This window comes from Synergistaceae bacterium (assembly GCA_012521675.1).
Lineage (GTDB): Bacteria > Synergistota > Synergistia > Synergistales > Aminobacteriaceae > JAAYLU01.
On record JAAYLU010000070.1, the window covers coordinates 1 to 13,352 of the forward strand.

Below are 13,352 nucleotides of genomic sequence, written 5' to 3' on the forward strand. Positions count from 1 at the left end.
GAGCAGGGCTATCTCCGTCTCCTTCTTGGTGAGGTCGAAGGGCTCGAGCCTCAGGCGGATCCGCATCTCGGAGCGCGAGATCTTCCTCCTGCGCTCTTCTTGAGGCGCACCCTGCCCGTCGGAACCGCTCAGAGCCGTCTGCATACGGATCACCTCCCCTTAGCGTCGGAGGAGGGAGAATTCCCTCCTCCGAAAGGCCCCTTATTTTTGCACCTGGGCCTTGTCGCCCAGCGCCTCTATCTGCTCGTCGGGGAACTGCCCTTCCTTGACGCTGACCCTCTTCAGCTTGGGCAGGTCCTTGAATACCGAGACGTCCTCGATCCCCGTCGTGTCTATCAGTATCAACCACTCAAGCTTCGGCAGCGCCGCGACGGCGGGTGCGTTCTTGACCTCCGAGCCGCGGACGAACAGGTTGACAAGCTTCTTATGCTCCGAGAAGACCGACAGGTCTATCGGCGCACCCTTCATGGACTCGAAGCTGACCTTGGTCAGCTCGGGGCACTTGGCGAGCGGCGAGTAGTCGTCTATCTCCTCGCGGAGCATGCTGATCTCCTTGAGCTTGGGCATGTTCTCCACGTACTCGAGAGTGTCGAGGGCGGAGAGGCCGCCGGCCAGCTCCTCCAGCTTGGTCAGCTTCGCCAGAGGCGAGTAGTCCTCGAACTTGGTCGCGTAGATCCAGATGTATTTCAGCTCCGCCAGGTTCTCCACCGGGCTCATGTCCTTTGCGGGAATCCCGTAGAGGCTCAGCCTCTTCATCTTGGTCAGCCCCGAGATGGGGGACAGGTCCTCCACGCTGGTCATGTAGAGGCTGAGGTCCTCGAGATCCTCCATGTCGGCCAGCATCGAGATGTCCTCCACTCCGCCCTTCGCACCGCCGTAGAGGTGCAGCTTCTTGAGCTTGACCTTGCCCTTCAGCGAGGATGCGTCCGTGATTCCCTCGGGCATCATGAAGAAGGCCAGGGACTCCAGGTCGTTCATTCCGGTCAGGAAATCGAGGTCGGGGTACTGGACTCCGCGGATCTCGAGCTCCTTCATGTTCACCAGCGCGCCTAGCGGAGCGAGGGTGGTCACCTCCCTGACGCTGTCCAGCTTCAGGTATGTCAGCCCTACGAGGGCGGACAGGGGCGACAGGTCGGTGATCTCGTTGTTCCTCTCGATCAGCAGTCCGGTCAGCATGTCGGCTAGCGGAACCAGCTTCTTGAGGTCTTCATCGCCAACGTCCTTGCCTATGCGAAGGGGCTTTCCGGCTGCTATGTCCGGATCCTCTCGGATCATGTCCACGAACTCGTCCGTGATGCCGCCCGTTATCATCGGGCCGAACGTCTTGCTGCCCTTGTACACCGGGTCCGCCGCGAACCCGGCCGACGCCGACACGATCAGAAAAGCAAAGACCAGAACTGCTGCAAGCATCTCTCTTTTCATGGTATACGCACCTCCCTAGTTTTTTAGTCCTAGTGCATGAATGCGGCGACCGCCGCGCCTATCACCATCAGCGCTATTCCAAGATAGAAAGTTCCTTTCGCGGAGCCCTTGAGGTTCTCTATGACCTCCTCCGCCGACCTGGTCGAGACTATGAAGGGCTTGCCCGCCTCGGACGGCTTGCCTATGCGCAGCGCGCCCCCCGACTTCCTCCCCTCCCCGACCACGTACAGAGGGTGACCGAGCGGTATGATACTTTCCTTGTAGCGGAAGCCCAGTGTGCCGCCGCTCGCGGGCGCCGTGAACTGCACCCCAAAGAAGCTGTAGGTCTTCTTGCTGTCGAACGGCTCGAAACGGTCCTCTCCGTCCCGCAGGTAGAGGGATGCCCCGTCCATGTCCACTGCGACCCTGACGTCTCCATCGGCGATGTAGAGCGGAGAGGGACTCTTTCTGGACGAGATCGTCTCGGAGCTTCTCCTGGTCGTCACCCTCATATTTCCGTCCTCGTCCCTCTTCCTTTCCTCCTTCTCGAACTCGCGTATCACGGTCGCCTCGAAGTAGGCGCAGGGAGTCTCGCTGTAGGGCGCCTTCAGCTCTCCGTCCGTCTCGGCCTTTCCGTGGGTCGCCACCATGTCGCGGAAGCTGTCGCCAAGTCCCTCGTCCGCGAGGGATTTCCACGTGTCGCTGAACTCCGCGAGGGACAGTGGCCTCATGAACTTCAGCTCGGTGATCTTCCCCTCCGTCTTCTTCTTCTGGACGAAGGAGAGATAGGCACCTCCGGCGACCAGCAGGCCGCCGACTCCGATCGCAAGCATGTTCATCTGATCTCCTCCTTAGTAGTACTCCTTCAGAATATCGTCGTACTGGTCGGCGTAGGCCGCGACGGTCTGCAGGGCGCCGAGAAGCTCGCTCTTGTCCAAGTTCGCCCCCGGGATGGAGCAGGAGAGCATAACCGTGTTGTCGAAGACGAGGGAGAAGGCCCCCAGGGGCAGCTCGGCGTTCAGTCTCATGAAGTCCACCGCCGCCCTCCTGCCGTCCACGTCGTCCGCCAGGTAGGAGAACACCTTGACCAGCACATCCTCGCTGTGCCACGGGTTGACCGTAACCTGTATGGTCGCGCTGCCGAACTCGAACTGAACGAGGTCGTCCACCTTCGTCAGATCGCCCTCGTCGAAAAACTCATCCAGCCATTTGTCCACCTTGGCGCGCGCTTCGGCGAGCAGCTTCTCGTTGACTCCGTCCTTCAGGATCGGGAACTTATGCATCGTCCCCACCCCCCATCTTCTCCATCAGCTTGGCCATCTCGGCCTCCAGCGCCATGTCCTTCTCCATCGTCCTGAAGGCTTCGTCCTCGGGAAGCTCGCCGGTCAGCTCGCCGAACGCCTCAGCCTCAGCCTCCATCCCCTCTATCTTCTTCTCCATCTTCTCGAACTTCGCGAACGCGCTCTGCGAGGTCGCTCCGCTCATCGCGCTGGAGAACTCCTTCTGGGTCTTGGCGGTCTGGGCGCGCGCCACGAGAGTGGACTGCTTCATCCTGGCCTCGTCGAGCTTCATCTTAAGGGTGTCGAGCTGTCCCCGAAGCTGCGACACGGTGGACGACGCCTGAGCGACCATCGACTCGTACTGCTTCGCCTGCCCGTCGAAGACGATCTTCTTGGAAAGGGCCTGCTTGGCCAGGTCGGCATTGCCGCCCTTCATGGCCAGAGCCGCCTTCTCCTCCCACGCCTTGGACTGTGTGATGGCGTTGTCCTGCTGCTTGCGCAGATCCTTCTCGTTGGCCATGGCCTTTGCAAGGGCCGCGGTGGACTTGACAAGCCCCTCCTCCATCTCGATGATCATCTGCTTGACCATCTTCTCCGGATCTTCCATCCGGTCCAGCATGTCGTTGACGTTGGACTTGAAGATGTCCGTCACTCGCGCAAAAATGCTCATGTTCCCCCTCCTTTGCACTTTTGTTTTTTCCGTTTTAGAACGGCTCGAACGTCAGAGCCGGCTCCAGTCCCAGCGACCTTTTACGCTTGGCGTGATCCTCCATCATCATTCTTATGGTCTTGACGGCCTCGACTCTCTCGACGATGAAATCGGACAGTGCGTAGTCCGCCTCTATCTGCTCGGGGTGCTGGCGGCGTTCGAGCTTCTCGAGCGTACTTTTCGCCTCCTGACGCCAAGCGGGAGGATCATCGTTCTGCACTCTCGGATCCTCCAGATACCGCTTGAGCGCATCTATCTGCTCCTTCCCCCCGGCAGCTGTGTCCGCCGCCCTCTTGAGCCTCCTGTACACCTCCGGGCCGTACTTCTCATCGTAACGCCTGATCTGCTCCCTCTCCAACGCCGTGAGATGCGCATCGTCCTTCAGGGCCTTCTTGCGTCGGGCCATGTCCTGCTCCTGCCCCTCCAACGCCATAAGCAGCGACAGCATGGTGATGCGAGCCTCGTCGGCGACCGCGGAGAGCCCGACGAACCTTATTCCCTCGAAATGGGGTATTCCCTTGAAGATCTCCTCCCTGAAGAAGGCCGCGTAGGCGTCCATATAGTCCGCCCTGGACTTCTTGTACAGATCCAGCCTGGCCTTGGGAAGAGGCGCCCACCTGGCGACCCCCTCGGTTATCTCCCTTGCGATCAGAGGATACCGCTCCCCTGAGTTCCTCCAGGACTCGACGATCTTTTCCACTATCTTGTACTCCTCGTCGAGCTGCTCGGCCGTGTCGAGGCGGATCGCCTCCACCATGTACAACAGGCTCTCCTGAGCGTTCCTCGATACCGCCGCGAGCTGTATCGACTCCTTCGCATACTCGAGGACCCTGCCCTTGAGCGAGGCCAACTCCGACTCGCTCAAACCGATCATGCTGCTAGGTACCACCTTGAACATCTCGGTCAGTTTTTCGCCGACGCCCTTCATCTCGTCGACGTAGGCGGCCATTCTCACCGGCGCGCTGGCTATGTCGTGCTGGATCGAGGCTATGTGGCGGTTGATCTGCAGCATCCACCCGATCACCCTGCCCGCATCCTGAATCTCTCGGGAGAACCTCAGCAGCTCCTCCGCCTCGTCGTACACGTCCTGAGCGACATCGGGGCCGATATTCCCCGCCTGAACCGCGCCGAAGCGGACCCTCTCGATCGCCCTGTCGAGCGCCGGGAGAAGTTCCGCCAGCTCCACGACCTCAGGCGACGAGTAGCTTCTCTCCACCAGCTCTCTCCACTTGCCGGTCATCTTCGATGCATCGGTCGACATCAGCTTCATTACGGCCTCCACCTCGCCCGACGCCGCCATCAGCTGCTCCTGGACCTCGGAGATCCTCCTCTCTACAGAGGAGACCATCTCCGACAGGACGGAGGGCAGCCCCTCCTGTGCTTGGCACGCCTGACAGGTGAAAAGGGCCATTATCAGCAGAAGCACCGAAAGAATCGTTCTGAATCTCGTCTTCATATCCGTCGCCCCCTTAGAACGGCTGCTCGAAGTTGTCGATGTACCAGCGTCCCTTGTCCCTGCGTACCAGGTAGTGAGGCTTGGGCGACCCGTACTGGCGCCCGTTCTCGTCCCACGCCCTGGTGACGACTGTCGCCTGCTCGACCAACTCCCCGGATATCTCCCGTATCTTATCCTTCTGCTCCTCGTCGAGGAAGAAGTCCTCCATCCCGGTGCCGCTGTCGAACCCCTTGATCACCTCGATAACGGCTTCATCCGTCTCCACGTGGACGTAGAATCTGGCGAATCGCTCCAGGTGCAGGTCCCAGTGGTACCGCAACAGGGACATCTCGGAGCGGGTCCTCGTGCGCTTGGGGTCTATGCACTCAAGGTAGAGGTCGAAGTTCTTCTCTTTTATGGAGGCCGCGAAGATCTCCACGAGCCTCTCCGGCGTCACGTCCGACGGCACGTAGCGAACCGTGTAGAGCGGGCTCTTTATCTCCTCCATCCTCTCCTCCCCCGCGAACAGACCGCCGAGCTCCTCGGTCGGGTCGTACAGGGTGAAGGTGTGCCCTGGGATGTGGATGGCGACCGGAGTCACAACCCACCCCCACTGAGGCGCAATAGTCTTGACCTTCTCCGCCTGCGGGACGACCATCTCTATTCCGGTGATCCTGCCCAGCAGGGTCCACTTCCCCTCCTCGGGGAGATCCCTGTTGATCAGCCTGCGATAGCGCTTCAGCGCCTCGTAAGGCCCGAGCCAGTTGCGGTTCGAAATCTCCACGTAATAGTAGCCTTTAACGCCGCTGCCCACGGAGACGAACTCCCTGCCAAGGTCTATGAACTGCCCCGCCGGGTACTCGAACTCCTCCAGGATGACGTACTTTCCCGCCAGCTCCTCGATCGAGACCTCGGTCCTGTCCGGGGAGGGAAAGGCCTTCGGGAGGGCCACCGGACCGGTGAGAATCTCGTCGGTGAACTCCTTCCACTCCCGGTCGGCGAGGTCGCCGAACAGTTTTTTGAGCTTCTGCTCGTTCTCGCGGTAGACCAGCATCTCGGGGGTGATCTCCATGAAGTCCCCCTTGCTCTTCATGAGCGCGGCCTTCGCCCTCTGGAACAAGGCCTCGACCGCCGGGTCCTCCGGGTACTTCTCCTTGAGATCCCTTACTCGCTTGAGGGCCTCGTTTTCGTCGTACCCGAGCTTGAAGGGCTGCCCCCTGGAGCGGACCACCCTGTCCTCGAACTTCTTAAGAAAGAACTCCGCTCGTGTCACGTCGTTCTTGGGTGCCTGCTCGGCCGCCTCCGTACGCGCCGAAATGACAGAGACAAACAGGACGACGATAAAAAGCAGGAACCAGACTCTTTTCAAACGACAGCTCATAGGTTTCATCTCCTCTCGCCTTCGGGATGTCTTCAGAATGCATTGTAGCATCATCAAGCCTTTGTCACCCCATCCCGAGGCTAAAATACAGGGGTGGTATTTCCCACCCCTAAGAGGACTTCCGTCCCCATCCGTGTTTTCATCCTCAAGGGTGACAATACTCACCCCTTCCTCACCCCTCGACTAGCCCAAATTCTCCCTTAGCTCCAGTCGATTGGCGGTGCCCGTTTTCCTGTAGATGTTGCGCAGATGGTACTTCAACGTGTTCTGAGTTATAAAGAGCATGGAGCAGATGTTCCGGTCCTTCTGTCCCTTGAGCAGCAGCAGGGCTATCTCCGTCTCCTGCCGGGTCAGGTTGAACTCCATTAGCCTCGCTCGCAGCAGGAGCTCCTCCTCCGCCTTCTTTTCCTCGGGCGTCGCCGACTTGACCGGCTCCCCGGCTCCGTCAGCGACGGGAGAGGGATCCTCCCCGCTCCTCTCCGGCTGAAGCGGCACTTCCGCTCCGTCCCAGAGGACCAGCATCAGCAGAAGCAGACAGACGCCGGGGACCAGCAGCGAGATATATCCCGTCTCGCCGGAGAAGGCGGGCAGATGGACCGTACCTCCGGCCAGGACGATCAGAAAGAGCCCTCCGTGAACCACCCTCTTGCGCCCCTCCCCGGAGCGCGAAGCAAAGTAGATCAGGAGCAGCCAGGCGTAGAGATCCAGAAAGGCGAGCCCTGTCTCCAACAGCAGGCTCGGCAGGGCGTACAGCGGCGAGAAGGCCATAAGAAAGAGGGCTGTGGCGATGAAGGGGAACGCCCCCTTGTAGAAGGTCCGCAACTCCGCCCTGGGATAGAAGCGGAAAGCAGCAGCCGCGGCCAGGGATGCGACGACGCCGGTCAGACCGTCGATGAACGGGGCGGCCGAGCGCTGCGCATGAAAGAGAGCGGGCTTTAATCCCAGCAAGAACCCGTTGGCCGCGTACAGGCAGAAGAGAAAGACGGACAGCCTCCAGAATGGCAGCCTTGCCGTCCTTGCAGGGGCTTCCTTCGCCTCGGGCCCCCCCGCCGTAGAGAGGATGAGGCCCGCAGACAGAACGGGGGCCAGGATCGACAAGAGCAGAGGGGCGACGAGCGAGGCGAGGAGTCCCGCGATGGCCGCGACCAGCGGCGCCAGTCCGAAGACGACGGCGACATCGTCGGGGATGAGCGATGTCAGCGACATGCCCAACATGCCTATCAGCATGGCGGCCCCCGCAGCGGATAAGACCAGGCCCGACACCGCCGCTATAGACGAAAACGGCACGCCGAGCCTGGTTGAAAGGTGCAGAAGAAGCGGCAGCAAGAGCATCGAGATAGCGCCGAGGAGGCCCGTGTGACGCTCGTCGCCTGGCCCGCCCGGAATTATCGCCTGCACCAAGTAGGTCAGCCCGTGCACCCCCAGGAAGAGATGCACGGGGTTCCAGCCCGAATACCCCGCCTCCGACAACCGTTCCATAAGACCGTACCGGAGGAAGACGGATCCCATCCAGGCGAAGAGCAGACCCATCCCCGCCGCGGCGGAGACGATTCTGCGGACTCTCATAGGAGGACCCCCTTGCCAAGCGACCGTCCTCCGGAAAGCAACGGGGGGGCCGCCAAATACCTTGAGCAGTCCGATCGGCAGTTCATGCAAATCATCCCCTTCCGTCCTCGGCTTTACGGTACTATTCTACCAGTGCAGCGGAGACAATTCCCCATCCCCTGTCGGATCTCCGAGGTGGTTTTTCCCACCCCGTACGAGTATCGGCACCCCTCTTTTCACATCCACGGACAATATGATATCCTTTTTTTCGGGAATAACTATTTTTAAGGAGGAACATTTACATGTCCGTAAAGAATGCTATGACAGCGGAGTTCCTGCGCTCCGCCTACGGCGGAGAGAGCATGGCTCAGATGCGCTACCTCAGCTGGGCCGACAAGGCCGACAAGGAGGGCTTCCCGATGATCGCCCGCCTCTTCAGGGCGGTCGCTTATGCCGAGCAGGTTCACGCCAATAACCATTTCAACGTACTCGGAGGCGACGTCGCAGACACGGCGGTGACCGCCGGGGCCGTGTTCGGCATCAAGGACACGGCGGAGAACCTGCTGGGCGGGATCATGGGCGAGGACCACGAGATAGAGCAGATGTACCCGGTCTACTACGAGGCCGCGAAGTTCCAGGGAGAGAAGGATGCGATGCGCACATTCAACTTCGCCCTCCAGGCGGAGAAGCAGCACGCAGACCTCTTCAGAAAGGCCAGGGAGTGCGCGCTGGAGAAGAAGGACGTCGGCTTCCAAGCGATCTACGTTTGCCCCGTCTGCGGTCACACGATCGAGGACGAGGCGCCGGACAAGTGCCCGGTGTGCGGCGTCGCGAAGGACAAGTACAGGAGATTCTGATTCAGGACAGCGAAGAGGGGGGCGGAACGCCCCCCTCTCTTGTTTATCGCCTCAGTTGGTCTCTTCCTCGGACGCCGAGTGCTCGTCATCCACCTCGCCAACAGGCTCCTCGACCACCGGCTCCTCAGGCTCTACCACCTCTTCAACTTCAACCGGCACCTCGGCCTCTTCGACAGCCTCTTCAGCCTCTTCGGCCTCCTCGACCTCTTCGGCCTCCTCGACTATCGGCTCTTCTTCAGGCTCGGATTCGTCAACCTCGACCACCGGCTCCTCGAACTCAGGCTCTTCCACCTCTTCGACTTCAACCGGAGCCTCGGCCTCTTCGACAGCCTCCTCGACCTCTTCGGCCTCCTCGACTATCGGCGCCTCCTCCGGCTCGGCATCGTCAACCTCGACCACCGGCTCCTCGAACTCAGGCTCTTCCACCTCTTCAACTTCAACCGGCACCTCGGCCTCTTCGACAGCCTCATCGACCTCTTCGGCCTCCTCGACTATCGGCTCCTCCTCAGGCTCGGATTCGTCAACCTCGACCACCGGCTCCTCGAACTCAGGCTCTACCACCTCTTCAACTTCAACCGGCACCTCGGCCTCTTCGACAGCCTCTTCAGCCTCTTCGGCCTCCTCGACTATCGGCTCCTCCTCCGGCTCGGCATCGTCAACTTCGGCAGCAGGCTCCTCGACCAACGGCGCCTCCACCTCTTCAACTTCAACCGGAGCCTCCGCCTCTTCGACAGCCTCCTCGACCTCTTCGGCCTCCTCGACTATCGGTTCCTCCTCGGGCTGACTGTAGACGCCGGTCACCGAGCTCAAACTCCCCGCTTCAACCTTCGCCGCGATCGGATCAGGAGCGATCCAGCCCTCGACGTCAGAGAATGATATCTCGTGCTCGCCGGGGGTCAGGCCCTGCACCACCTCGCCGCTCGAGTACTCCCCCTCGCCATCCAGGCACCACAGAGCCTCCTCCGGGCCCTCGATGACGGCGGAGACGGATCCCTTCACCTGCTCGTACTCCGCTTCAACCGGGGTTATCTCGTCCTTTTCGACCGTTACAGCGAGCGGTTCTGGCGCGATCCAACCCTCGGCCTCGCCGAAGCCAACGGTGTGCTCTCCCGTCGGAAGGCCCCGGACCACCTCTCCGCTGGAGTACTCGTCCTCGCCTCCCAGGTTCCACAGGGCGTCCCCGGGCCCTTCGATGGAGACTGAGAGAGAGCCAGTGTGACGCTTGTAATCTCCCGCGGCTATGGTGGTCACGTCACGGAACACCGTTATCGGCTGATCCTCGGGCGTCTCCCATCCCTCGACCTCAAGGAAGCTCACCTTGCGATCACCCACGGGGACGACCTTCGACGCCTCGCCCGCTGCATGAGCTCCTTCGACGCCCTCCACGAACCACCTGGCCTCCTCCGGCCCCTCGATGTAGACGGCCACGGTACCGACATGCTGCAAGTACCAGCCTCTCAGCTCCGTCACCGCGTCCTTTGCTACGACGAGCCCGTGGTCAAGCGGCTTGTCCCAGCCCTCGACGTCGGAGAAGATTATCGTATGCTCGCCTGTTGCAATATCTCCTACGGTAGCTCCGCTGTGGTGGCTCCCCTCGCCGTCGACGCTCCAGCGCGCCGTGGCCGGCCCCTCGATTGTCACAGCCACCGAGCCGAGGTGCCGCTTGTAGCCGGGTTCAGCCTTCGCCAAGGAATCCTTAGCCACAGTCAGCTGGAACTCCTTCGGGGAGTCCCATCCATCCACCTGCGAGAAGCTGATCCTGTGCGTTCCAACAGGAACTCCGTCCACAGTCTCGCCCTTCTCGTAGCTCCCCTCCCCGTCAAGGATCCAGCGCCCCTCCCCGGGTCCGCTGAAGGGGATCCTGATCGAGCCCCTGTGGATGGTAAACACCGCATCGACCTTCGCCGTCTCGTCCTTGGTCACTGTGACCGAGACATCGTCCGGCTCGTCCCAATCTAAAAGATCGTAGAATGTCACGGTGTAATCGCCCACAACGAGGTCCCTGACCACCTCGCCGTCCTTGTGGAAGTTCTCTCCGTCCATAGTCCAGCGGGCCTCCACCGGACCGTCGATATTCACCTGGATCGCGCCCCTATGGCGCTTGTAGGCGACCTCCGCCTTTGCAAGGGCTTCGTTCGCCACTGTGACCGTCAGGCTCTCCGGCTCGTCCCAATCGTCCACCTTCGAGAAGGAGATGCTATGCGCCCCGACGACCACGCCCTGAACGACCTCGCCGCTGGCGTAGACTCCTTCGCCGTCCAGGTGCCAGGTGGCCTCCTCCGGCTCGGTGATGTCGACGGTTATCGAGCCCCTGTGCTCCGAGTATGCGCCCTCGGCCTTGGCCGTCGCGTCCTTGGCCACCAGGACCGTTGCTCGCTCCGGCGTGTGCCAGTCCGGGACATCCGAGAAGACGACCGTGTACTCGCCCACGGGCACACCCGACAAGACCTCGCCGGCCGCGAGAGCCCCGTCAACTCCGTCCAAGTGCCACTTGGCCGCCTCGGGCCCTTCGATCGCCACTGCCACCGAGCCAGTGTGCTTCTCGTAAGCCTTGTCCAACTCCGCCACGGAGTCGCGCTTCACGGACACCTGGATCGAGGCGGGGCTGTCCCAGTCGCGGACCGCGGAGAAGGAGATCGTGTAGTCGCCCACCGGCAGATCGGACACCGTCTCGCCGTTCACGTAGAGACCCCTGCCGTTTATGGCCCAGCTTGCGTCGTCCGGGCCTTCGATGTTCACCTTTATCGAGCCGACATGCCGGACGTAGACCCCGCGAGAGTAAATCGTCGAATCCTTCTCCACCTGTATGGCGATGTCGGCGGGCCTGTCCCAGTCGGGAACATCGGCGAAGCCTATGGTGCGCTCGCCTGTCGGTATGTTCTCGGCGGCCTCTCCTCCGGCATATTCGCCCTCTCCATCGAGCCCCCAGGACGCGCCTTCCGGCCCGACTATCGTCACGACCACCGACCCGGTCTGCCTCTTGTAAACGCCGGTCAGGGCAAGAGGCGCGTTTCCGTGGACAGTCACGGCCTGCGGCTCCGGCGAATCCCACCCGGGGACGTCGGAGTAGGTGACTGTGCGCTTCCCTGCCACCTTGCCTATTGTCTGGTCGCTTTCGAACAGTTCCTCGCCGTTCAGCGACCAACGCCCCTCCACCGGCCCCTCGACCGTGACCCAGAGGGAGGCCTTGTGCTGACTGTACTGCCCCTCCACCTCCGTCTGTTCATCGACCGCGACGGCTATGTCCAAATCGGCAGGCTTGGACCACAGGTCGACCTCGTGGTAGGTGACCGTGTGATCCCCGACCGGCACACCGGACAGGATGTAGCCGCTCTCGTACCGCCCCTTGTCGTCGAGGCCCCAGCGGGACGAGCCCGGTCCCTGGATCGCGACCGTCACCGAACCTCTCTCGTTCTTTACAGCCGCGCCGACGTTAAGAGCGCCGTAAGCGACCCTGCCCGCCAGCGCCTTGTCCCTGGCGGCAAACTCGAGTATGCGCTCCTTGACCCCGGAGGCCGAAAGTTCCGGGTCGGCGATGGCCACAAGTGCCGCCGAGCCCGCCGCGAAGCCGGAGGCCGCGGACGTGCCGTTGATAACCTGGTAACCGCCGTCCAGAGCCGTGCTCAACACCTCGAAACCTGGTGCGGCGATGTCCACGGCAAGCCCATGGTTGGCCGACTTCACAGGATTACCGTTCTCCATCACCGCGGTTACCGTCAGGACTCCCTCGGCGGAGAGAGAGGCGGGGTAGATCTTGTTCCCCTTGTATCCGCCGCCGGCAGAGTCGATGTTCTGCCCCTCGTTGCCCGCCGCGGCGACGAGAAGTATCCCCGCGTCGGAGACGGCCCTGCAGGCAACCGCGAACGGGTCGGATTCGAGGTCTTCGACCTCGGGCGTCCAGGCGCCGAAGGCCATGTTCGCTACTCGTATGTTAAGGCCGCGCTTCTTCTGCCCTAGGACGTAGTCGAGACCGGCCATGACGTGTCCGTAACTGCCCGCGCCATTGGCGTCAAGGACCTTAACCGAGAGAAGGCGCGCACTGTCGCCCGCCGTGGCGCCGACTATCCCCGCGACGAGGGTCCCGTGCCCGTTGTCGTCAAACGGTCCCCTGACGACGCTGACGAGGTTCTTCCCGAACTCCCCGTCCTTGTCGCTTCCTGCGTTTGAGGCAAGGTACTCGTGGTCCGCCTTTATTCCCGTGTCAAGGATGGCGACATACACCTCGTCCCCGCCGGTCGCAAGTGCCCAGGCATCAAACGCCCTTATATACTCGATCCCCCATGACGACTCGAGCTCAGGGTCGTCCTGGCTCGCCAGGATTTTGACTATGTAGTTAGGCGTCGCTCCCCTGACACCAGGGAGGGCACGGACCTCCTCCAGAAGCTCGTCAACAGGCTTCTCCGCCGACTTGATCTGGAAGATGCACTTTCCCGAGGCGTCCGCTATGGCCTCGTAGGTGCGTATGACCTTGGAACCGGTGGCCTCTGCGACTCGCCCGGAAAGGGGCTCCACCTCCGACGCGCCGCCCGGCGCGTCCATCAGAACAAGCACGTCCCCCCTCACGAACTCCAGGTTCGGGGCCTTCGGCTGCGCACAAGCACAGCCACCATATAGGAATAGCAATAACAGTGCCAACGCCAGTTTCACTTTCTTCATCAAGATCACCATCCATTTAACTGTGCTGTAAAAGTACGCCTTGTTTATCGTACACCATCGCTTCCAGATGTCAATTGCGTGAGCAGCC

10 protein-coding genes are annotated in these 13,352 nt (G+C 61.5%); 1 reads left to right on the forward strand and 9 read right to left on the reverse strand.

All coding sequences use genetic code 11. The features are described from left to right. From GX181_07100 to GX181_07135, 8 genes are all read right to left on the reverse strand, one after another. The coding region (locus GX181_07100) for a hypothetical protein (protein NLM71708.1) at positions 1 to 144 on the reverse strand (144 nt) is incomplete at its 3' end. A 57-nt stretch (positions 145 to 201) separates the two neighbouring features. Further along, on the reverse strand, positions 202 to 1,422 hold the full coding sequence (locus GX181_07105; protein NLM71709.1) for a hypothetical protein: 1,221 nt from the start codon (positions 1,420 to 1,422) through the stop codon (positions 202 to 204). Between the two features lie 29 nt (positions 1,423 to 1,451). Continuing rightward, positions 1,452 to 2,240 carry a hypothetical protein gene (locus tag GX181_07110; GenBank protein ID NLM71710.1) on the reverse strand — a complete coding sequence of 263 codons (789 nt, stop codon included), beginning with the start codon at positions 2,238 to 2,240 and terminating at the stop codon, positions 1,452 to 1,454. A gap of 12 nt (positions 2,241 to 2,252) precedes the next feature. Next, positions 2,253 to 2,684, reverse strand: coding sequence for a YbjN domain-containing protein (locus GX181_07115; protein ID NLM71711.1), 432 nt, complete (start codon positions 2,682 to 2,684; stop codon positions 2,253 to 2,255). Beyond that, the gene (locus GX181_07120) at positions 2,677 to 3,351 is read right to left on the reverse strand and encodes a PspA/IM30 family protein (GenBank protein NLM71712.1); all 675 of its coding nucleotides are present in this window, start codon (positions 3,349 to 3,351) and stop codon (positions 2,677 to 2,679) included. The genes GX181_07115 and GX181_07120 overlap by 8 nt, the downstream gene beginning before the upstream one ends. Before the next feature lie 34 nt (positions 3,352 to 3,385). Then, complete coding sequence (locus tag GX181_07125) at positions 3,386 to 4,846, reverse strand: hypothetical protein (GenBank protein ID NLM71713.1); 1,461 nt, start codon at positions 4,844 to 4,846, stop codon at positions 3,386 to 3,388. 13 nt (positions 4,847 to 4,859) lie between these two features. Then, positions 4,860 to 6,206 carry a hypothetical protein gene (locus GX181_07130; GenBank protein ID NLM71714.1) on the reverse strand — a complete coding sequence of 449 codons (1,347 nt, stop codon included), beginning with the start codon at positions 6,204 to 6,206 and terminating at the stop codon, positions 4,860 to 4,862. 183 nt (positions 6,207 to 6,389) lie between these two features. After that, on the reverse strand, positions 6,390 to 7,772 hold the full coding sequence (locus GX181_07135; GenBank protein ID NLM71715.1) for a helix-turn-helix transcriptional regulator: 1,383 nt from the start codon (positions 7,770 to 7,772) through the stop codon (positions 6,390 to 6,392). A gap of 281 nt (positions 7,773 to 8,053) precedes the next feature. Here GX181_07135 and GX181_07140 point away from each other — a divergent pair, with 281 nt between their 5' ends. Further along, positions 8,054 to 8,608, forward strand: a complete 555-nt coding sequence (locus GX181_07140) for a rubrerythrin family protein (GenBank protein ID NLM71716.1) — start codon at positions 8,054 to 8,056, stop codon at positions 8,606 to 8,608. A 51-nt stretch (positions 8,609 to 8,659) separates the two neighbouring features. Here GX181_07140 and GX181_07145 read toward each other — a convergent pair whose 3' ends face one another. Further along, positions 8,660 to 13,264 carry a S8 family serine peptidase gene (locus GX181_07145; protein ID NLM71717.1) on the reverse strand — a complete coding sequence of 1,535 codons (4,605 nt, stop codon included), beginning with the start codon at positions 13,262 to 13,264 and terminating at the stop codon, positions 8,660 to 8,662. Positions 13,265 to 13,352: the final 88 nt, after the last annotated feature.